The organism is Halopseudomonas sp. L-58 (assembly GCF_056859475.1).
Genome location: NZ_JBSXON010000049.1, coordinates 42504 through 62535 on the forward strand (window position 1 = coordinate 42504; position 20032 = coordinate 62535).

20 protein-coding genes are annotated in these 20032 nt (G+C 53.1%); 15 read left to right on the plus strand and 5 right to left on the minus strand.

Annotation, left to right across the window (positions count from 1 at the left end):
* Nucleotides 1-9 precede the first annotated feature (9 nt).
* The gene (locus tag AC13EY_RS05960) at nt 10-990 is read left to right on the plus strand and encodes a hypothetical protein (protein WP_482876072.1); all 981 of its coding nucleotides are present in this window, start codon (nt 10-12) and stop codon (nt 988-990) included.
* A 321-nt stretch (nt 991-1311) separates the two neighbouring features.
* Here AC13EY_RS05960 and darG read toward each other — a convergent pair whose 3' ends face one another.
* The 5 genes from darG to AC13EY_RS05985 form a co-directional block, all read right to left on the minus strand.
* Complete coding sequence (gene darG, locus AC13EY_RS05965) at nt 1312-2379, minus strand: type II toxin-antitoxin system antitoxin DNA ADP-ribosyl glycohydrolase DarG (protein WP_022963327.1); 1068 nt, start codon at nt 2377-2379, stop codon at nt 1312-1314.
* The gene (darT, locus tag AC13EY_RS05970; RefSeq protein WP_022963326.1) at nt 2376-3023 is read right to left on the minus strand and encodes a type II toxin-antitoxin system toxin DNA ADP-ribosyl transferase DarT; all 648 of its coding nucleotides are present in this window, start codon (nt 3021-3023) and stop codon (nt 2376-2378) included. Before darT ends, darG begins: the two co-directional genes overlap by 4 nt.
* Before the next feature lie 4 nt (nt 3024-3027).
* A complete protein-coding gene (locus tag AC13EY_RS05975) occupies nt 3028-3618 on the minus strand; it encodes a DarT ssDNA thymidine ADP-ribosyltransferase family protein (RefSeq protein ID WP_022963325.1) in 591 nt (196 codons plus the stop codon).
* 157 nt (nt 3619-3775) lie between these two features.
* Complete coding sequence (locus tag AC13EY_RS05980) at nt 3776-5038, minus strand: type II toxin-antitoxin system HipA family toxin (RefSeq protein WP_482876070.1); 1263 nt, start codon at nt 5036-5038, stop codon at nt 3776-3778.
* Nucleotides 5031-5345 (minus strand): helix-turn-helix domain-containing protein, encoded by a 315-nt coding sequence (locus AC13EY_RS05985; RefSeq protein ID WP_022963323.1) that lies wholly within the window; start codon nt 5343-5345, stop codon nt 5031-5033. Before AC13EY_RS05985 ends, AC13EY_RS05980 begins: the two co-directional genes overlap by 8 nt.
* A 503-nt stretch (nt 5346-5848) precedes the next feature.
* Between AC13EY_RS05985 and AC13EY_RS05990 the strand changes: the two genes are divergently transcribed.
* The 14 genes from AC13EY_RS05990 (at nt 5849) to AC13EY_RS06055 (ending at nt 20028) form a co-directional block, all read left to right on the plus strand.
* Nucleotides 5849-7498, plus strand: a complete 1650-nt coding sequence (locus AC13EY_RS05990) for a ShlB/FhaC/HecB family hemolysin secretion/activation protein (protein WP_482876068.1) — start codon at nt 5849-5851, stop codon at nt 7496-7498.
* A gap of 36 nt (nt 7499-7534) precedes the next feature.
* Nucleotides 7535-9424, plus strand: coding sequence for a DUF2341 domain-containing protein (locus tag AC13EY_RS05995; protein WP_228247704.1), 1890 nt, complete (start codon nt 7535-7537; stop codon nt 9422-9424).
* Between the two features lie 12 nt (nt 9425-9436).
* The gene (locus tag AC13EY_RS06000) at nt 9437-9859 is read left to right on the plus strand and encodes an ExbD/TolR family protein (protein WP_022963320.1); all 423 of its coding nucleotides are present in this window, start codon (nt 9437-9439) and stop codon (nt 9857-9859) included.
* Nucleotides 9856-10581 (plus strand): energy transducer TonB family protein, encoded by a 726-nt coding sequence (locus tag AC13EY_RS06005; protein ID WP_028614924.1) that lies wholly within the window; start codon nt 9856-9858, stop codon nt 10579-10581. Before AC13EY_RS06000 ends, AC13EY_RS06005 begins: the two co-directional genes overlap by 4 nt.
* Nucleotides 10582-10623: 42 nt before the next feature.
* Complete coding sequence (locus AC13EY_RS06010) at nt 10624-12318, plus strand: putative porin (RefSeq protein ID WP_482876066.1); 1695 nt, start codon at nt 10624-10626, stop codon at nt 12316-12318.
* A 27-nt stretch (nt 12319-12345) separates the two neighbouring features.
* Nucleotides 12346-12996 carry a DNA repair protein gene (locus tag AC13EY_RS06015; RefSeq protein WP_482876065.1) on the plus strand — a complete coding sequence of 217 codons (651 nt, stop codon included), beginning with the start codon at nt 12346-12348 and terminating at the stop codon, nt 12994-12996.
* Nucleotides 12997-13062: 66 nt separating this feature from the next.
* Entirely contained in the window at nt 13063-13584 is a 522-nt protein-coding gene (locus tag AC13EY_RS06020) for a YbjN domain-containing protein (RefSeq protein ID WP_228247706.1), read from the plus strand.
* 4 nt (nt 13585-13588) lie between these two features.
* Nucleotides 13589-14536 (plus strand): peptidylprolyl isomerase, encoded by a 948-nt coding sequence (locus AC13EY_RS06025; RefSeq protein WP_228247707.1) that lies wholly within the window; start codon nt 13589-13591, stop codon nt 14534-14536.
* Complete coding sequence (locus AC13EY_RS06030) at nt 14533-15450, plus strand: LysR family transcriptional regulator (RefSeq protein ID WP_482876062.1); 918 nt, start codon at nt 14533-14535, stop codon at nt 15448-15450. The genes AC13EY_RS06025 and AC13EY_RS06030 overlap by 4 nt, the downstream gene beginning before the upstream one ends.
* 44 nt (nt 15451-15494) lie before the next feature.
* Nucleotides 15495-15884, plus strand: a complete 390-nt coding sequence (locus AC13EY_RS06035) for a hypothetical protein (RefSeq protein ID WP_228247747.1) — start codon at nt 15495-15497, stop codon at nt 15882-15884.
* A 70-nt stretch (nt 15885-15954) separates the two neighbouring features.
* On the plus strand, nt 15955-16497 hold the full coding sequence (locus AC13EY_RS06040) for a disulfide bond formation protein B (RefSeq protein ID WP_228247748.1): 543 nt from the start codon (nt 15955-15957) through the stop codon (nt 16495-16497).
* A 221-nt stretch (nt 16498-16718) separates the two neighbouring features.
* Nucleotides 16719-17321: a TIR domain-containing protein gene (locus AC13EY_RS06045; protein WP_228247749.1), complete on the plus strand. Its 603-nt coding sequence runs from the start codon at nt 16719-16721 to the stop codon at nt 17319-17321.
* A 99-nt stretch (nt 17322-17420) separates the two neighbouring features.
* Nucleotides 17421-19094: a CBASS cGAMP-activated phospholipase gene (locus AC13EY_RS06050; RefSeq protein WP_228247750.1), complete on the plus strand. Its 1674-nt coding sequence runs from the start codon at nt 17421-17423 to the stop codon at nt 19092-19094.
* Nucleotides 19095-19158: 64 nt separating this feature from the next.
* Complete coding sequence (locus tag AC13EY_RS06055) at nt 19159-20028, plus strand: toll/interleukin-1 receptor domain-containing protein (protein WP_482876060.1); 870 nt, start codon at nt 19159-19161, stop codon at nt 20026-20028.
* Nucleotides 20029-20032: the final 4 nt, after the last annotated feature.

The window sequence follows — 20032 nt, forward strand, 5'->3', positions numbered from 1 at the left end:
TCTTAGGCTATGATTGATCTGCTTCCCATCCTGGTTCAAGCCACTGCGACAACGCGATTGCAGTTGAAACAGTGGTTTTCTCGTTATCCAGCTGGCATGCCATGGTCAGTGGTCTCGGACTACTGCATTGGCGACGTCCACAAAGGAAACGACGTCTTCAGCTTTGTAATTGTCGCTCCACACGACACGACTGAGAACATCTGCGAGTACATAGCCGGTGCGGCGCCCAAAGACTTGAAGAACACAAACAAGGTTCCGCTCGGCCTGGTCCAGTACCTGGCCTGCGAGGTGCCTGTGACGTTCAGCGTCTCGTTCGTCATGAGGCGGGATGCTGCATTGCTGCGCAACTATCTGAGCGTCGAGGCTATGAGCGCTCTGGTCGCCGGAGCTATATCCTTTCTGGATGACCGTCTTTCTCTTTATCAGGATGCGCGTGACATTGACTATCACCAGAGCGCTATCAAAAGGCTGAGTGCCTTCAAGCGAGATCTGAGCCACAAGAATCTAAATGCGAAATTAGCCAGGCAAATTCATCTGGTGGCTGCGATGGTGGCGACCCTTTGCAACATGCTCAACCAAGCGGTGAGTGCTAGGGCAATCCGTTGGATTTCTGACCGAGATGCGCTTTTTGAGCGGCATGATGCAGTGGTGTCCGATTTAGCATACGTGTACTACCTGACCCAAGCGATCGAACTCACCACACCTGAGCAGAGGGAGACCCAAAACATTGGATCATCTTTAGCCACTCTTCGCTTTGAGATTCCTGAGAAAACCGGCAAACACCGCTTCGATGAGCTGATCAGGCTCCCGGACTACCTCGCCGGCACGCTGGCCGACCTGGACAGCGAGACCATGGCAGTATCCAAGGAAAAGTTCGACGTCGTTTTGCACAGCGTTTTCGTCAACTCAGAAAACAACTGGCTGATACAGTTACAGTCAACAGACGAACGCATTACTGCGCGCTCGGCCCTGTTCCGAGGCTGGAACTAGCAGTAACAACAGAAAGCCTCAAAAGGATCTTGATGTCATGGACGTCTACTTCTTCCTCAAACAGCGCACCGACCTTATTAGTCACTTCTACGACGCTGCCTCTTTTTAAGTTAGCCGGCATCCTAGGGTACCATCATCAGAACTGTAGACAAGCAGGGTCATCTGCTTGTTCATTTTAAATTTAAATGCGCCATAATTATGGTTATTTGCCGCAGCGCTTTCCTGCGGCGGCGGTTTGGTTTGAGATGCTCGAGACATTAGCGGTTGGCGTCCCTATCTCCAAGCACATAGGCAATGGCATGATGGAGCAAGCCGAGGCGTTTACAATGCGATCGTTTTCAGGCGTTCTATCGCAATTTGTAGACTCTTATCATCGAACAAGGTGAGTTTTCGATCGGCCCACTGTTTTCCTGCTGGCCAGCGTGTCATGCCTGCTCTAATAGACTCTACGGTAAATTCACAGCCGCCATTTACTAACAGCCAGTCGACCGTAGACAGCAGTTCCAAGCCGTAGGGTGACTCAAAACCATTGATGATCTCGCTTGCCTTTTCCATCGCTGGCAAATAGTCCTTCCCTTCACTGTTAAGAAAGGCTTCCACATATTCTTTTTTGGAGTCATCAAATGCGATAACGTCCAGCGGGTTGCAGTCTGGAATCCGCTTTTCAGCTTTTAGGTAGCTACCATCCAGCGCGTTCAGCAGGTGGTCAAGATTGTTCGCGTATGGGCCATAATAATTGGCTTCGAAGTGGAGCTTCAATTCATTTCTAAGCCCTTTCGACTCAATAACGCGCTGTAAAAACCAAGCCAGCTTCTGGATTTCCAGCATGCTGCATTCCATCCCCATGACCCAATAGCGCTGAACGAGCCCCGCTATCATCGCTCGAGCAGGCGTCAGTTTTTTTACGCCACTTTTCTTTTGAACGTTCTGATAGGTAGACGTGGGCTCATAAACTAGAATTTCAACGTCATCCAAGCCAGCCAGGGCTTGCTCTATTACTGGTTTTACGTCTTGCCAGTTCAGGCCGCCATTTCCAGATCCAAGTGGCGGTATGGCGATTGATCTTATCTGCTTTTTTATAATGATATTGCGCAAATCTATTAGACCGCTTTCAATCCATTCTATCCTTGATGGGGAACGCCAATGCTGCTTGGTTGGGAAGTTAATAATCCACTTTGGCCCCATTAACTCGCCAGTGTCCGTTACAAACATCTTTCCCGTTACTACCTCGCCTCGCTTACATGCAGAGGCATAGGCGGCCATATTTTCAGGAAAACGCTCCTTGAACATGAGGGCAATGCCTTTTCCCATGACGCCAACGGTATTCACGGTATTCACCAGGGCGTCGGTTTCAGCTTCCAACAAGTTGCCTTTCGTAAAGTGAATCATGAGAAATACCATGTTGGTCGGGCATGCACTGGTATGGCAATCTGACGTGCTACCAGCCATTGGTTCAGTAGATTTCGCGTCTGCTCATTGTAGCAAATCATCCCATCCAGTGCAGCTACGGGACAATGCTGGTAAATCAAGGCTTCTGCTTGATAGCGCTCAAATTTGCCTGGATCATTCGGATCACGCTTGAAATCCCTAGCCTGGATGATAGGCCAATCAATTTTGTCCAGATCGCGAAGATCCGTATAAAATTTTGACCAAGCGTAGTAGGCATGGCCATCGGTAAACACGTAGTGAAGCCCCATTTCATTCAGTTTGGGCAGGTTAGACACCAGGATGACGATTTCATCATTGGCCCGTTGTCGGATTCCGCCCCAGCCAGTATGAATATTCCTCATCATCGGTGAGAATGGAGTGAAGTAGAAGGGAACGTAATCATTGAGGTAGCCTGCCTGTCCAGCGGGCACAGGGCAAAAACCCCGTTTATCCGTGAGGTCGGGGTTGCCGATATGAACCCAGGCAGGCGACTGCATCGGGCTGTTGCCGCAGTGCAAGCCATTATCCAGAATCCACGGGATGTTATCACGGTGGACAATGCGCCAGATCAGCGCTTTCTGTGGGTTCAGGCTTGAATAATGCATGTAATCATCCTACAAACATATGCGGTTGTATATTTAGATGCATTTTGAGTCCAAAATTATTAAGCATTGCTCTTACCCTTATCGCATCATCTTCTCTTCTGACCAAGATAGAGTGAAAGTTTTTTGCATCTATAGTACTTTCCGATAGACACTCTGCCATGCAGGTTTGCTTGTATTCTGGATTTGTATCGTAGCGATGCTGATCGCTTTCCATTAGATCCCAGTTTATGGCGTCAAATCCTGATTTATAATCCATGATATTCGGTGCTTGGCCACTTAACGGGTGGCTTGGGATAATTCTCCAATTATTTTCGGATGCATAATTCCTTTTGACTGTTATGAACACAAAAGGCTGTTCGCGATGATTGTGTTGAGCAGCGTAGTCAAAAGGCGTTTTTGAAAAGAAATGGAAGGGTACGAGCTCTTCCAGCCCATTTTTTCTTCTTGAAGTTATTATTTCTTGATCGGCTATATCTTCGAAGTTGGCGCTGGGTAAGGTGGAGCGGGATTTGAGACCATGCTCAAGAATAGATGGAAGATTTCCCAGCGCTGTCAAATGGTAAACAAGCAGTCCTTTCTTTATTTTTTTGGGCATGGCTTTCTCCTTGTGCGCCATAGACAGATTTTGAGACTCATTCTGTTATCACCAAGCCTGTGCGGTCAAGCTGGTAACCCCACTAGGGGGAATATGTTCTTTCTGTCCGAGCGAACAACCTGCTGAGGGATCACAGCTAGCCAGAACCAAAGTGAGATCAACGCAGCAAGCGGATATTATCGTCGATGCGCTGTTGAACCGTGCGCAATGTGTCTGGGGTTATTCGGCCAGGCAGCAGGTGCTCGGCACTGGCCGTGAAACTGCTCGCTACATGGCACATGTTATCGATCATATAGGCTGCGGTTTGCGCCGACAGCTCCGCTTCTTCCATCCCCAGGGAGAGGAGGCGCTTGCGGTCGATGTGCAATGCCTCACCCATCACATCCATTTGGTGGTATCCAGCCGGCCCCTCACAGAATGTAACGTCATAAGCTGGTGCCAGCTTCCAGTGTCCGGTGGCTGACATGGTGTATGCGAAGTTTTTAGGGTGGTCGTCCCGGTTGTTGAATACGATGTTGAAGACCGCACGTTCAAATGCCCGTGCTTTTTCTCGCACGTCATTGGTGCAAAATCCGGTTGCACGCAAAAAACTGACATAGTCCAACGCACCGGGATTGCGGAAATCTGCCTGGGTAAAGGCCGCGAGGCTTTGCATGGGCACCCGCATTCTTTGCTGACGGTCAAAGCGTTTGCTGGCAAAGGCTGCTTGGCCGTTGGGAAGGTCGAAGTACTCAGTATCTGGGGTGCTGATCCCGCATTCTCGCAGGCATTGGGCGTAGACAGTTTCAATGGCACATACTTCTGGGTGCTCGTTTTGCGCGGGGAATTTGACCAGCCAGGCTTCCAGGCCGGGTGCATCCGCAGTAGTGAAGGTTCCTTGCCCTGCATTGCGATACAGCAACGCCTTTGGCCTGGCACCATGCGGAGAGCCCCCGATAAGCAATAGCCGTTGCAGAAACTCTCCCCCTTCGCCACTGAGTACATCTTGAATTTCCACTGCCAGTTGGGTGAGCGGTATCTCCTCGGCTGGCTCAGAAATCCCGGTGGTTGCGGGCTCGAATGACATTGCACCCATGGCGTGGGGGCCGATATGCGTCAACCGCTCTAATGGGCCAATACGCGCAGGGTTGAGGCCGCGACGCTTGAATAAGCGATCCATCAGCAGCATTCCCCAGCCATCAGGAAGCGAGTCATAGACTGGGCCTGGCAGCCCCATCTGGTGTTCGGGGAAGTCCTTGCGTAGCTTGGGGCCAGCCAAGGGGAGGGTGAGGGCTGACAGTTCCAGCCCCCGCTTCCGGGCCTCGTCACTGTATTCGAAAGCAATCAGAGGACGGCCGGTGATCGCGGTCGAAAGCACCAAAGAGCCCCACCGCCAGTGCTCGCCCCAACCATCGTAGTAAACATCCACTTGTTTAAGCATTGTTGCTCTTCTTTTTGATGCGTTGACGCTGGGCGCTGTTTTCATAGCGATGAATGTCGTCGAGGCTGTCCAGCTTTGGCTTGAACAGGTTCTCCAGCTCATCGAGGCGGCCTAGCACCATGGCTACACGTACGAGACTGTCAAACCCGATGTTGCGACCAGCTTCCAGATTGGACAGGGTATTGACGCCAATGCCGGCGCGTGCGGCCACTTCGGCTTGTGTCATCTGTTGAGATAGCCGTTCTGTACGCAAACGCATACAAAGGAGCTTAATGATCTCGTCAGGCTTTCTGATATTTAAATACATTATATTGTGTTTTATCTTGATTAACTCTATATAACACCCTGAATTATAGAGTTACATCTGGGTTGTGGCAAGGTGCTGGAGCATACGTTTGGCTAGCTGGCCACCCAATGTCCTCTTGGTTGATTCTCTGACTCCATTTTTTGCCATCAAGTCGTCATAGCACCAAGCCACGATAGATTTGCCAGATTTTAAGTCGCTGACCGCCACATTGTTCACCTCGTTATCACCCCCCTCGATTTCTTTCATGAAGCTTTGGTTACAAAAGTTCGGGTGGGGATACCGAGCCCGGTCTTATAGGCGAACGGATCAACCGGCACGACAAACCAGCAAGCAAGGCACGGTGACATTCCGGCAGCGCTGGTGTGTGGGATATCTGGTGAGGCGAGGCAGCAACGTAAGCGTTGGCGTCGCGGTAATGCTTGTCAGCGCTGTGCTTTGGCAGAGCTGTTTTCCAGAAGGTGGCTCCTGACGGAGTGGAGTCATTGAGACCTCAAGGGGGTTGTGTGGAGTATCTGTTTAGGGTTTGTCGGCCGGGTGGGACTGCAAAGTTGTCACTGGCTGCGGGTTGCCTGGCTTCTGTGCTGTGGGGCACGCAGGTGTTTGCCGAGACGCCGGAATCCGTGGGTAATACAGCGACCGCGGACGTTCCGCTCGAGGCACAACGGGTTGATATCAATGAATATATAGTGCGCGGTAATACCGTACTGGACGCCCAGGATATAGAAGAGGCGGTTTATCCGTTTCTTGGGCCGGGACGCTCTCTTGCTGATATCGAGTCCGCTCGTGATGCTCTGCAGGAGAAGTACCAGGGCAAGGGCTATCAGTCGGTTTATATCGAACTGCCTGAACAGCAAGTGCAGGGCGGCATCGTGTTTTTGCAGGTGATGGAAACCAAGGTCGGCCGGGTGCGAGTGGTAGGTGCTGAGCATTATTCGCCAAAGTCGATCCGCGATGGAGTGCCTGCTCTGGAGGAAGGTGGTGTTCCTGACTTTGCTCAGGTGCAGGAAGAGCTTGGCCAGGTTAACCGTACGGCAGGTCGTCAGGTCATGCCGTTGGTGCGTGAAGGGCAACGGCCAGGAACTATGGATATCGACCTTCAGGTGGACGACGAAAAGCCCTGGTTCGTCAATCTGGGTATGAACAACGATTACAGCGCTGATACCGAGGAGCTGCGTAGTTTCGTCTCGGTGGGTCATAACAACCTATGGCAGCTGGGCCACTCGATTGCCCTAACTTATTTCGTTGCTCCCGAGGATCGTGATAGTGCGGAAGTCTGGTCCGGCTCTTACACGATGCCGCTGGGCGAGCGCTGGAGTTTACGCTTTGCCGGCTTCAAGTCGGATAGCAACGTAGCCACTGTCGGTGGCACCAACGTGTTGGGTAAAGGCCATTCATACGGTGTGACCGCGACCTATGCGTTGCCGATCGCGGGTGATTGGGCGCATGCGTTTTCGGCGGGGGTTGATTTCAAGGACTTTGATGAGGAGGTCACCTTCGCTGGTGAAACCGACTCGGTCCCTATCAAGTATGCGCCGCTTACCTTTGGCTACAGCGGTTTTCGCTATACCGAGTACTCCGAGTTCAGCCTGGGGCTGAGCTTGGTAGCCAACCCGCGGTCACTGCTGGGTTATGGCAGTGAGCCCGAGGATTTCCGTTTCCGGAAGCGCTGGGATTCCAGCCCCAGTTTCGGTGTGTTCAAGGGTGATACCTCCTATCTGGTCACGTTGCCGAGCGCTTGGCAGCTGAGTACCACTTTCGGTTTCCAGCTGGCTTCCGGGCCGCTGATTTCCAGTGAGCAGCTATCGGCGGGTGGGGGCAGTTCGGTGCGGGGATATCTGGCTACGGAAGCTTCTGGCGACGATGGCTACGTTGTTTCCCAGGAACTGATTACGCCTTCGTTGGGCAAGTACGTCAGTAATTACCTGAGTGACTGGCGTTTCTATGCCTTTGCCGATGCTGCGCAGGTGTTCCTGCAGGATACGTTGCCGGAGCAGGAAGATGATTTCTCCCTGGCCAGCGTAGGGGTGGGCACACGGGCAGTTTTCAATGATTGGCTTTCCGGCAGTGTGGATTGGGCTTTGCCCCTGCAGGACGGCCCCAACACCTCAAAACACGATTCGCGCGTTCACTTCAGTGTGCAGGCGAACTTCTGACAACACGGGCACTGACAGACTTCGGAGTATCTTTTCATGCAACGGTTAATGCTATCCATGATCATCTGCCTGGGGCTTTTGCTCCCGGGCACCGCCAGCGCCTGGTGGCAGGAGGACTGGAGTTATCGTAAGCAGATTACGATCGACACCACCCCAGAGGGGGCGCCGATCAGTGAGACACTGGGACGTACCCCGATGCTGGTACGTCTTCACACTGGCAACTTTACCTTTGACGGTGTGGACGAGCAGGGCGCGGACATCCGTTTCGTTGCTTCCGATGACCAGACTGTCCTGAGCCATCAGATCGAGAGCTTTGATCCATTGATGGGGATGGCTCAGATATGGGTGGATGTGCCGCTGGTGGAGCAGGGGCAGGCTCAGGATATCTGGATGTATTACGGTAACCCTGAGGCGCCGGCTACCAGTAATGGGCAGCTCACCTTCGATGCCGACTACACCTTGGTCTATCACTTTGATAGGGCGGCTTCGGCTCCTCCGCGTGACACAACGGCTTATGGCAACCACGCACAGACAGTTGCCGGTACGGCCATGGACGGGGTTATTGGCAAGTCACTGTTGTTGGCCGGTCAGCCGTTGATGCTGCCAGCCAGCCCGTCGCTGGCTACCGAGGCGGGCGGTAACTTCACTGCCAGTGCCTGGGTACGGGCGGATCAGGTGGATGGTGAGCGCTTGATATTGTCGCGCCGCGAAGGGGGTAACTCCTTGCTGTTGGGCTTGAGTCAGGGCGCTCCCTTCGTCGAGGTCAATGGGCAGCGCAGTCAACCGGCGGCGCAGCTATCTCCGGGGCAGTGGCAGCATCTGACGATCATTGCCGATGGCACTCAACTGAGGCTGTTGGTCAATGGCCGTGAGTCAGCCAGTCTGGCTGTGGCTTTGCCTGCGTTCAGCTCGTTCATGGCCATTGGTGGTGATGTCCCCGGTGCACAGGCTCCCGTGGCGGTAGCGCAGGCTGCCGAGGGTGACGTAGTAGAAGATGCCGAAGGCAGCGCTGTTCCGGCGGTTACCAGCACCTACCAACCTTTTATCGGCGGTATTGATGAGCTTCGCATATCCAAGACAGCCCGGCCCATTGCACTGATCACGGCAGATGCAATGGCGCAAGGGTCTGAGTCGCGGTTGGTGGTATACGGTGTCGATGAGGAGCAATCTGGCTTTGGTTTCGGCGGTCTGGGCTTTCTGCTGAGCGCTGTGCCATTCGACGCCTGGATCGTACTCGCGGTGTTAGCGGCGATGATGCTCCAGTCCTGGTGGATCATGTATCACAAGAACCGCACTGTGACGCGCCTGGCCCGCAGCAATGACATCTTTCGTACCGAATTTACCAAGGTGGGCACTCGCCTTGAACTGCTGGCTGATGATCCGGCGCTGGCACAACGCCTGGAAAATTCCTCACTGTGGCGGCTGTATGCGGTAGGGGTGAACGAGATTCGCACCCGCCGGGAGCAAGGCGCGGATGTGAATGCGATCTCCGGTGCCACTATTGAAGCCATTCGCGCTTCGATGGACGGGGTCCGCACCCGGGAGCTGCAGGCGCTGGGTTCGAAGCTGTCCACGTTGTCCAATGCCATCGCTGGTGGCCCTTACATCGGTCTGTTGGGTACGGTGATGGGCATCATGGTGGTGTTCCTCGGTACGGCTATGGCTGGTGATGTGAATATCAATGCGATTGCACCAGGTATGGCCGCTGCGTTGCTGGCGACTGCCATGGGGTTGTTCGTCGCGATACCGGCACTGTTCGGCTACAACCGCCTGACCACGCGTAACAAGGAAGTCAGTGCGGACATGCGGATCTTTGTCGATGAGTTCGTTACTCGCCTGGCTGAGATTCATGGCAGGGGCCGGGCCTCGACCAGGATCACCTCGCCGGGCACCGATTCGCACGCAAACACGCCTGCCACTGCCTAAGGGAGAGTCATCATGGCTTCGAGAATTACTCCAGATGACGAAGATGATGCCGCCGTTGACAGCATCAACATCACGCCTCTGGTTGATGTGCTCATGGTGGTGCTGGTGATGTTCATCCTCACTGCGACGGCACAGGTTGCCGGTATTCAGGTGGATTTGCCGAAGGCCAGTTCATCGGTGTCACTGTCGCAACCCAAGACCAAGGCGATTTCCATCAACGATTCGGGCCAGGTGTTTCTGGATGCTTATCCGGTAACCATCACTGAACTGGAGGATCGCCTGCGTACCGAGAAGGCACTCAACCCGGACTTTCCCCTGATCGTGCGCGGCGATGCCGCTGTGCAGTATCAGAAAGTTGTCGAGGTGCTTGATCTGCTACGTCAGCTGGAGCTGTCGAAAGTGGGGCTGGTAACCGGGAAACCAGGTCAGGGATGAATATGAACACCAATAACCCCAGACCCGAATCACCTCAGGATTCCGCCAGACCGTGGTTACGGTGGGCCAAGTGGGGAGGTGGTTTGTTGGTGGCTGCCGGGCTGTTGTTCATGCTCTGGCAGTGGGCCAACGATATGAGCGGGGTGCGTCGTGAGGCACCGAAGGTGCCGATGATAGTGCCTTTGCCACCACCGCCTCCGCCACCACCGGAGCCGGAGCAACCGCCCGAGCCGGAAGAGCCCATCGAAGAAGAGGTGGTTGAGCCGGAACCTCTGGAGCCTGAACCGGAGCCAGAGCCGATGCCCGAGCAGGAAGCACCGTCGCCCGCTGACGATATGGCTGAGCCCATGCAAATGGATGCGGATGCGCAGGCTGGGTCGGACGCTTTCAACATCGGTGCAGGGCAGAGCGGTGGCATGTCCGGCTCGGGAGGCGGGGGACTGGGCACCGGTACCTATGAACAGTACCTCTCATATGCCTTCCAGAAGCTGATGGCTGATGCCACGGAATTGCGTAATGAGGTGTTCCGGGTGCAGGCCGATATCTGGCTGGACACTGACGGCAACATTACCCGAGCTGAATTGTTTCGCGGCAGTGGTGATGAGGAGTTGGATGCGAAGTTGCTGAAAGCGCTGCGGGCTGCCCCTGGTTTTGCAGAGCGGCCACCGGCTTCACTGACCATGCCCACGCGTGTTGAGTTGCAGGGCCGAAGAGCCAACTGAGCCTATCGCTGAACATAACGTCATATCAGGAGTATTGCGAAAATGAATTCTAGAGTGAACCGGTTAGCGATGGCTGTTGGCGTCGTGGTTACGGTCATGGCGGGGCACGCTGCAGCGCAAGCGCCGGCACCGTCGGAGAACGCGACCATCAATCTGATTCGCCTGTTGGTGTCTTCGGGCGTGTTGCAACAGGATCAGGCACAGGCGTTGATCCAGCAGGCCGAGGCGGAAGCGCTGCAAGCACGACAGACTGCCAGCAGTGCACCTGCCGCCCATCCGGCTGAGCCGGGTGATGTGCGGGTGCCTTATATACCGGCGGTGGTGCGAAATCAGATCCGTGACGAGGTTAAGCAGGAGGTCATGGCCCAGGCTAAGGAAGAGAACTGGGCACAGCCCAACACCTTCCCGGATTGGGCTTCACGTATCAGTTTCGAGGGCGACATGCGCTTGCGCAATGAGTCGCGTCTGTACTCGAATACCAATAGCAATGAGTTCTTCGACTTTGCGCAGTTGAACGAGGACGGCCCCTACGACGTCAATCAGTTCACCAACTCGACGTGGCCGCCGATACTTAATAGCCGTGAGGATCGCGAGAATATGCTGCGGCTGCGGGCACGCTTCGGCCTGAACGCGCAGCTGTCGGATACCTGGAAAGCCGGCATTCGCATTGGTACCGGGTCGGATTCCAGCCCGGTCTCGACCACTCAGACGCTGGGTGCGGGCTTCGGCAAGAAGGATATCTGGCTGGATCGCGGCTATATCACCTGGACGCCATCTGATCGTCTCAGCATCACCGGCGGCCGGATTGCCAATCCGTTCATGTCCACCGATCTGTTGTATTCGAATGATCTGAACTTCGATGGTATGGCGGCGATTTTCAATCATCCGTTCAGTAATGACCTGTCGCTGTTCGGTACCCTCGGTGCCTTCCCGGTGGAGTATACCTCTGACGCTTCCACTCCCAGTTTCGACAAGCAGGACAGTGAGAACAAATGGCTTTACGGCCTGCAGGTGGGAGCGGATTGGCGGATCAATAACAGTAACCGCCTCAAGGGGGCGTTGGCCTATTACCAGTTCGATGATATCGAGGGGCAGCGTTCCAGTCCGTGCGAACCTTGGAGTGGTGACGCAGAGTGTGACAGCGATGGCTCGCGTGCTTCCTTCATGCAGAAGGGTAATACCCTGTTCTTGCTGCGCGATATCACGCTGAACCCGAGCGTACCTTCAACTGACACACCGAATCCGCAATATGTGGGGCTGGCCTCGGAATTCAATCTGTTGGATCTGAACCTGACCTGGGAGACTGATCTGTTCAACAACATGAAGCTCGGTACCCACCTGAATTATGTGCATAACCTGGGGTATGACGAGTCGGAGATGCGCAAGCGTTCCGCCGGCTTCTTCGCCAATAACCTGGATGAGAACGGCGAGATCGAAAGCGGCGCCAATGCGTGGATGTTGAGTGCGGCTTTGGGTAACTCGATGGATATGCTCAAGCAGGGCGATTGGAACGTGTTCGCTGGCTACAAGTACATCCAGCCTGATGCACTGCCAGATGGTTTCAACGATTCGACCTTCCACCTTGGTGGCACCAATGCTAAGGGCTATTTCGTGGGTGGCCATTATGGTCTGGCCGACCGGGTTTACGGCAGTGCGCGTTGGTTGAGTTCAGAAGAGGTCTACGGCGCGCCGTTTGAGATCGACGTTCTGCAATTAGAGCTGAACACGCGCTTTTAAGTGCGTGGACTTCACGGGAGGAACACTATGAACAGTCCATTGCGTACCTTTTGCATTCCCGGCCTGGCGCTCCTGTTCGGTATGTTTGCTGCCGCCAGTGTCTCGGCTGAGAGCATGGAGGAACGCCTTCGTACGCAACTGCGCAGCACTACCCAGCAGTTGCAGTCTCTGCAAAGTGAACAGGCGCAAACCAATGCTGCACGTCTGGCGGCGGAAAACCAGTTGGCTATCGCCAGAGCGCAGATCGAAGAACTGACCGGCAATCTGGAAAAAAGCAGTTCTCAAGCTGAGCAGCTTGCCGCGCAGAAACAGGATCTGCAAAAACGGGCCAATGACTATGCCGAAAAGAGTACACAGTTGCTTGATCAGCATCAGCAGGCGTATCAGGAACTGTTGACCATGGCTCGGGCGACCGAGACTCAGCGGGCGACTCTGGAAGCAAGCCTGAATGAGCGTGATGAGCAGGTGCGCCAATGCGCTGCCATGAATGAGCAGATGTACGGTGTCGCCAAGGAGATCCTGGCTGCGCATGAAGCGATGGATATGGGGGATGTGATGAAAATCCGCCAGCCTTTCGCCGGTGGAGCGCGAGTGAAGTTCGAGGAGTTGGCACAGATGTATGGTGATGAGTTGTACCAGACCATTTTTGATGCGCCGCTGCAGAGTTCAGTCAAGTAACTGTCTTAATTGTATTGCCACGCTGCCAAGCGGCAGTCATTGATTATTGCGATAGGAATTATAGAAATGAATGAAGTCAGTCTCATCGAATCCATTACTATCGAGCAACTTAGCAAGCTCCTTCAGGACGCCGGATACCGGGTGAATCGCACCGAGCAGAATGGCGTGGTGCAGTTACTCAGCGCCAGTCAGGGTATTGGCTATGCGGTGCGCTTCGGCAACGCGGCGGCGGAGCAGGGCGCCTATTTCGATTACACCTTCAGTTGCGCGCTGCGTGTGCAGGGTGAACTGCCCGCTGGTCTGGTGGCGCAATGGAATATTTCCCGGCGCTTTGCCCGTATGTCGCAGCAAGGCGAGTTTCTGGTGCTGGAGGTGGACGTAATCGTCGCTGGTGGCGTGACCCCGGCGTACATGCGTAATGCACTCGAGTTGTGGGATCGTTTGTTGGTTGAGTTTGTCGGCTATCTGCGTGAGTACAGCCGCACTGCGGTTGGCGATGAACAAGACCGAGCGTCGACTGCCGATCAGGCTGATGCCACGTCAACACAGGTTGAAACAGCCGACGAATTCTTGGGTGAGGAGGTCTGATCTGGTGAAGAAAGGTACGGTTTTTGTCGGTCTCGGCGCGGGGTTGTTGCTCGTAACAGTAGTGTCCATGGCTATGGGAGACAAGAACCCGCAAACGAAGAAGGTGGAAGTCGATGGTGCTCAACTGTCGGGGTCGGTCGCGACGATAGCCCAGCTGGGCGACCAGTATATTGAGGCTGATGAGCTACAGGCATTGCTGGCTGGTCTGCCTCAGGGTTCGGCTGATCGGCTGGGGCAGAACCGTACCGCGATTGATGACTGGCTGCGTTCTCGCTTGGCGGAGAAAAAGCTGCTGAGTGAGGCTGTTGCGCAGGGCTGGGATCAGCGGGAAGAAATTCAGCAGATGGCCCGCTCGGCAACCGAGCAGATTGTGTTGCGCACTTATCTGGATTCGGTCAGCCAGGTACCGGAGGACTATCCGAGCGAGGCAGAGCTGAATGCTGCTTATGAGATCAATAAGGGGCAGTGGGCGACTCCTGCAATGTATCAGGTCAGTCAGATATTTCTGGCAGTGAATGATCAGGGCTCTCTTGAGGATGTGCGCAAACGCGCGGTAGAGCTGACCAACGCGGCGCGAGAAGGCCAGACCGACTTCGCTGAGTTGGCCAGGAAGAACTCCGAAGATCCGCAGAGTGCCCAGCAAGGCGGTGATATAGGTATGCGACCGCTGGAGCTTCTGATACCAGAGATTCGCCCGGTGCTTGCACAGCTCGAGGTCGGCGCTGTATCGGACCCGGTGCAAACTCCAACGGGGTTGCACGTTCTCAAGTTGACGGACATGCAGCCTGCCCGGGTGGCAGCCCTGGATCAGGTACGCGAGCAATTGCGTAATAGCCTTCGCAGCCAACGTAAAGAGCTGGTTGCAAAAGCCTATATGGAAGGACTGGTCAACGCCGGCACATTGAGTATCGATGGTGCGGCGTTGAATGTGGTGCTGGAACAGACCGAGTGACTGTTGGGTGTTCTACCGTTCCATCTGAGCGGGTCAAAGCTGAACTGCTCAATGATTGGAATGCAGTGCGGTATTTTGTGATCGTAGTGCGCCGGGGCGGTTTTACCATGGCGGCGCGAAGCTTGGGAATGAAGCACGAGGCGTTGCGCAAAAAAATCAGGTTGCTTGAAAGACGCTTGGATATGCAGCTGTTCCGCTCAACAGGCGGTCGGACAAATCTGACCGATGACGGTAACCAGTTGTATCAGTTTAGTGAGCAACATCTGGCTGGAGTCTCTGCGGCGGATATTTATGGAGAGCACAGCGATTTGGTGCTGTCTCTCCCAAAGCTGGTGCTGGAAAGTTTCTTGTATCGAGAGGTGATTTCAGTCTTGCGAGAGAATTCCGGATTAAAGATCACATTGGTAGATGACACGCCTGAGCTACAGAAAAATGCCGATCTGGTTGTCTGGATGCAAGAACCGCGCAGGTACAGCGAGCTTAGCAGTCAGTTGGTACAGCCACGGTGTTTATCGACACAGAGTTTCTCGCTCTATGCTACGGAACGCCTTATACGCGGGCGCATGGTACCTGAGTCGTTAGATGATCTGGATCACTATATGGCAGCCCAATATCAAGGATATGAGCACTTTGCGAACTTTGCACAATGGAATGATTTTATTGCGCAACGTCGCCACGGATCGGTCCATGTCAATTCTCCTGATGTTCAATGGCAGATGGTCCGTTGGGCCAATTGCGTTGGGCTATTACCCGATAATGCGGTTTATTTGGACAAAGGTGTGAGGCGACTGCCCGAGGTGTTGGGCAGTGCTTTGGAGCTGGATATCTGGGTGGGGTTGAATGAGCAGGCTGCGAATACCCAGGCCGCAAATATGATCGCCGAACGTATTACGCGGGCGTTCAGTAGGCGGTAATCAGACTGAGATCTCTTCAGGTCATTAATGAAAAGGGTAGATAAATGAGCGAAGACAAGATGCTCCAGCGTTTCCAACAAGAGGTGCTGAGTTCAGGACCTGAAGCAACTCTTCCGGCCAATCTCAGTCATTTCTGGCTGAAAGAGCTTCAACAATGTCTGGATCGATACTTCGAGAACCTGAGTGATCCCGAAAGCACTGAGGATGAGCAAAGCATGGCTCTGCCGCTGGCTGCGGTATTACATATCCTGTTTGCACAAAATGGCAGCAAGGAAGTCGAGGTGTCGCTGGAGAAGGTGTTCAGGAACTTTGAAGATTACCGGCTGGAGCTGGCTCTCGAGGAAATCAGTCGCGTTACGCATATTAAAACCGGGCCTGCGACCTTGGATTCGATTTTTACGAATCGAGATGTGGTGGTGGAGAATCGAGAATAGTTTTGGCGTTTGCCAATCGTTTTTCTAGTCTCGAGGCATTCAGCGTTGTGGTTTGTAGGAGACGTGAGATATGAAAGGTAATGAGTTGGCTGTTTACCGGTATGTAGACAAACCTGATGTGCGCAACCAGGGGGTACTACTTGCGATTATGGCATTCAGCCTCGGCGTCGTGGGGCTGGCCCTGGTGTCACAACATGTCTTCGATATGCAGCCATGCGCATGGTGTGTTCTACAAAGGGTAGAGTTCCTGACCATCGCTATCGTTTGCGGACTGGCTAGCATCACACGGCGTTCAGCATTGCGCTTGGCTCTTTGCAGTCTGGCACTCCTGCTCTCCCTGGCGGGGGTTGCGACGGTCGTGTGGCAGATTTTTGTGGCCAATAACAGCTATTCGTGCAGCCTCAGCCTGGCTGATCGGATCATATCCAGCCTGGCTCTGGATCAGCTCATGCCAGCGGTGTTTGCACCGCGTACCGGCTGCGCCGATGGAGCAGTTGATTTGCTGGGTATACCTTACGAGCTTTGGAGTCTGGCTGCGTTTGCCTTATGCGCGCTTGCAAGTATGTTGTTTTGTTTCAGTGGTGCTGCAAGCAAAGTGAATGGGCGCATGTAGAGAAAGTGCTGATCAGAATTTGATCGAACATTTGGAGGGCTCAATGAATGAGCGATTTTTTAAGCCTCAGGATGTTTTTGCTGGGCTGCGCGGGGAAAACTGACTTTGGTATATAATGTAACTACTTTTCTCTTGGTATAGTGACAGACGAGGCGTGTTGGATTGCTCTCTACTCAAGTGTCACGAGGGGATAAAAGGATTATCAACGATAGGAGCTGAAAATGGCAAGAAGGACATTTTTCTCATTTCATTATCAAGAAGACGTGTGGCGAGCATGGAATGTCAGAAACTGCTGGGTTGTAAACTCCAATCAGCAAGAGGATGTGGGTTTCTTTGATGCCAGTGTTTTTGAAGCCTCACAAAAAGAAGGTGATGAAGCGCTTAAAACCTTTCTTCGTAATGGCCTGAAAAATACGTCAGTAACGTGCGTTCTGGCTGGCCAATATACTGCAGGCAGGCGCTGGGTTCGTTATGAGATTGTACGAAGCGTCTTAAAAGGAAACGGTTTGCTGACGGTTGATATCGATGGTGTAAAGAACAGTAATCAAGAGCTCGGAGTGAAGGGGACTGACCCACTCTCTGAGGTCGGTCTCTACTGCGCCAACGATAAAATTTATTTCGCAGAGCTTAAGGGGGGCAAGTGGGTAAAGTACTCAGACTACACTTTGGCCGTTCCAGCATCCGACCTCTGGTTTGATGCTCCCACAAGCACAACTGTTCTTAAGCTTTCCCAGATTTATCTGAGATACGACTTTGCTGCTCAGAATGGTCGGGGGAATATCTCTGGATGGATAGAAACAGCCGCCGCCTTGGCCGGGCGTTAGGAGCCTGATCCTTCACTCCCGTAAATATTTGTCCACATCACCACACAAGCCGTCATCGTTTGGCGGCTGAGCCAGGCTGTAACGGGGGGAGACAAAGGGATGGAGAGTTTTAAGAGAACGCAGGGATCGGCATACATTCACGAGGTGTTCATCGATATGGCACTCAAACAACGTCTAGCGGGCGTGAGGGTCCATTTATCCGGATCCAATCCAGACCAGCAAGAAAATATTTCTGATTTCGTATGCAAGCTGGCAGGTAAGATTTTTAGTGAAGGAGGCTCAATAGTCCACGGAAGTCATCCGTCGTTTATTGCACCCCTGAAAGAGGCTGCTGAAGCGTTCATCAAAGCAGGAGGGAGCAAGGCAGCCCTCACGCTGGTAAGGGCAAAAGGCTTTTCGACTGATCAGTACGCGATGGAAATCGAAGAGCAGCGGAAGTACGCATCCGTCGAGATCGTGCCAGCGGATCATGATAATGCAAACCCTGCAAGAGGCCTGACACCGATGCGTGACTGGATGGCCGATCGGTCCGATGCCATCGTGTGTATTGGGGGCGCATGGTGGGGTGTGAATAAAGCGGCGGCAGGTGTTCCAAATGAACTGGACACGATGCTCGAACTCGGAAAACCAGCGTTTGTTGCAGCGGGCTTTGGAGGTGCTATTGCGGGCTATCTCCAGGACGCGCCTGATTTGATATATCGCCTCAGAAACGGGCTGTCTCACGAGCAGAATATGAAGATTGCCCAAAGTGACTCTATCGATTGTGTCGTGGGCCAGATAGTCGAACAGTTGAAAAACCTGCCTCTGGCGCACCGGAATGTTTCACAAGGCCGGAACTTCCGTATACTGGCACTGGATGGAGGAGGGCTCAGGGGGGCCTTTACCGCTGCAGTATTAGCCAAGTGGGACGACATGCTCAGGGCTGGCGGTGGTAATAATCTCATCTCTCATTTCGATCTGGTCGCAGGTACGTCGACAGGTGCGATCCTGGCGATTGGGTTAGCCCTTGGTTTAACGCCGCGTGAAATTTTGGCTTTTTATGAAAAACAGGGGCCAAAGATTTTTCCGAAGGATCGAAAGTTAAGGCATTGGCTAAAATCCAAACATGACTCAGCCACATTGCGCGAGCTGCTCACCGAGGTGTATGGCCAAAGGACGCTAGCTTCTGATTCCTGTTGTCGCCTGGTCATCCCTACAGTGAGAGCAAAACACGGTCAAGCAGAAGCGATTGTCACGCCCCATAGTCCAGACCGTACGGCTTACCGTGATATTTCAGCCGTAGATGCGGCGCTAGCCTCATCGGCTGCCCCTACGTACTTCGAGGAGTTGCCGTGGGAAGGGCCTGTAGCCCCGGAGGCCTTTCTTGATGGTGGTGTCTGGGCGAATAATCCCATTCTGCCTGCTCTGGCAGAAGCGGTTCGCTTTCTGAAAATCCCCTTGGATCGAATCGATGTATTGAGCGTCGGCACTCTCACTAGTGAAAGTGATTTCACCGAACAGTTGGGGAAAGGGAAAGCGGGATGGGCCCCCCATAGTATTGATTTGTTTTTCTCAGCTCAAGAGCACGGGGCATTGACGCTGGCCCAAAGTTTTCTCGGACCTACACGCCATTTACGCGTCAACCAAACGGTCCCTTTCGAGATCAAGCTGGATGATAGCGAAGCCATTCAAGATATGGTTGGTCGTGGAAACGAAGCGGGTAAGGAATATTTCACCGAGGTGCGCTCGAGGTTCTTTGACGGACAGCACGCGGAGCAATGGGAGAGATACTGATCTCGTTACAAGAACAGGTGCTTAGCTGGCTGTCTGGTTATCTTGAATTAATGCTGAGGGATATATGTTTATTGATTTGAAGCTTAAAAACTTCTTTGGTTACGAGTCAAAATGGACACCTGATCAGGTAAAGTCATACAAGGAAAGAGAAAGAAAGGCTCTGGTTAGCCTTGAAGGTTATCTCCTGGACGGAAGCAATATTCTAGATGCTGACGAGATTCAGAAGAGTGTTTTTCCTGAAAGAGACATCGATGTTTTTATCTCGCACTCGCACGCCGACGAGGAGGAAGCAATCAAGGTTGCGCTGAGCCTTGAAGAAATTGGTTTGAAGCCTTTTGTCGACTCTTGCACATGGGGCTATGCAGATGAATTGCTGCAAAAGATTGACGATGTTTTTTCTAAGACGGAAGGGGGTGGTTATTATAACTATAAGATAAGAAACAGGACGACAACCAATGTGCATCTGATTCTCAATACGGCGTTGCAGCAAATGATTCATCGCTCTGAATTGTTTGTATTCTTGGAAACGGACAATTCAGTAAAAATTGGAGAGCATATCTCGAAAAACAAACAGCTCTCTTCGCCATGGATCTTCTCTGAACTGTCGTTTGCCCAATGCGTTGAACGAACGCCTCGCAAAAGAGTGACTTTGAGTAATGAGGGCTTCACGTTTGATGCTACGGCTTCCGATCAGAAGCTTGTTGAGTTCAGATACCCGCTTCCTGCCTCTACTTATTCGATGGAATTCTTGGAATTTGAAAAATGGCTAGATGACGACGGTGCGTTATCGATCCTGAATGAAAGTGATCATAACACTAGAGGACTTCAGCACCTTGATAATCTATACAGAGAATTGAAAGTTGCTTCAAGATTGCTCGAGGATCCTCGTGTGCTATCAGTAGCCGATCAGATTGCAGCCAAATCAAGAATATGAGGTG

What these genes read in the sequence shown, in the direction of transcription:
- AC13EY_RS05960 (WP_482876072.1), top strand. Translation starts at nt 10, where the DNA reads ATGATTGATCTGCTTCCCATCCTGGTTCAAGCCACTGCGACAACGCGA.
- darG (WP_022963327.1), bottom strand. Translation starts at nt 2,379, where the DNA reads ATGATTCACTTTACGAAAGGCAACTTGTTGGAAGCTGAAACCGACGCC.
- darT (WP_022963326.1), bottom strand. Translation starts at nt 3,023, where the DNA reads ATGCATTATTCAAGCCTGAACCCACAGAAAGCGCTGATCTGGCGCATT.
- AC13EY_RS05975 (WP_022963325.1), bottom strand. Translation starts at nt 3,618, where the DNA reads ATGCCCAAAAAAATAAAGAAAGGACTGCTTGTTTACCATTTGACAGCG.
- AC13EY_RS05980 (WP_482876070.1), bottom strand. Translation starts at nt 5,038, where the DNA reads ATGCTTAAACAAGTGGATGTTTACTACGATGGTTGGGGCGAGCACTGG.
- AC13EY_RS05985 (WP_022963323.1), bottom strand. Translation starts at nt 5,345, where the DNA reads ATGTATTTAAATATCAGAAAGCCTGACGAGATCATTAAGCTCCTTTGT.
- AC13EY_RS05995 (WP_228247704.1), top strand. Translation starts at nt 7,535, where the DNA reads ATGCAACGGTTAATGCTATCCATGATCATCTGCCTGGGGCTTTTGCTC.
- AC13EY_RS06000 (WP_022963320.1), top strand. Translation starts at nt 9,437, where the DNA reads ATGGCTTCGAGAATTACTCCAGATGACGAAGATGATGCCGCCGTTGAC.
- AC13EY_RS06005 (WP_028614924.1), top strand. Translation starts at nt 9,856, where the DNA reads ATGAATATGAACACCAATAACCCCAGACCCGAATCACCTCAGGATTCC.
- AC13EY_RS06010 (WP_482876066.1), top strand. Translation starts at nt 10,624, where the DNA reads ATGAATTCTAGAGTGAACCGGTTAGCGATGGCTGTTGGCGTCGTGGTT.
- AC13EY_RS06015 (WP_482876065.1), top strand. Translation starts at nt 12,346, where the DNA reads ATGAACAGTCCATTGCGTACCTTTTGCATTCCCGGCCTGGCGCTCCTG.
- AC13EY_RS06020 (WP_228247706.1), top strand. Translation starts at nt 13,063, where the DNA reads ATGAATGAAGTCAGTCTCATCGAATCCATTACTATCGAGCAACTTAGC.
- AC13EY_RS06035 (WP_228247747.1), top strand. Translation starts at nt 15,495, where the DNA reads ATGAGCGAAGACAAGATGCTCCAGCGTTTCCAACAAGAGGTGCTGAGT.
- AC13EY_RS06040 (WP_228247748.1), top strand. Translation starts at nt 15,955, where the DNA reads ATGAAAGGTAATGAGTTGGCTGTTTACCGGTATGTAGACAAACCTGAT.
- AC13EY_RS06045 (WP_228247749.1), top strand. Translation starts at nt 16,719, where the DNA reads ATGGCAAGAAGGACATTTTTCTCATTTCATTATCAAGAAGACGTGTGG.
- AC13EY_RS06050 (WP_228247750.1), top strand. Translation starts at nt 17,421, where the DNA reads ATGGAGAGTTTTAAGAGAACGCAGGGATCGGCATACATTCACGAGGTG.
- AC13EY_RS06055 (WP_482876060.1), top strand. Translation starts at nt 19,159, where the DNA reads ATGTTTATTGATTTGAAGCTTAAAAACTTCTTTGGTTACGAGTCAAAA.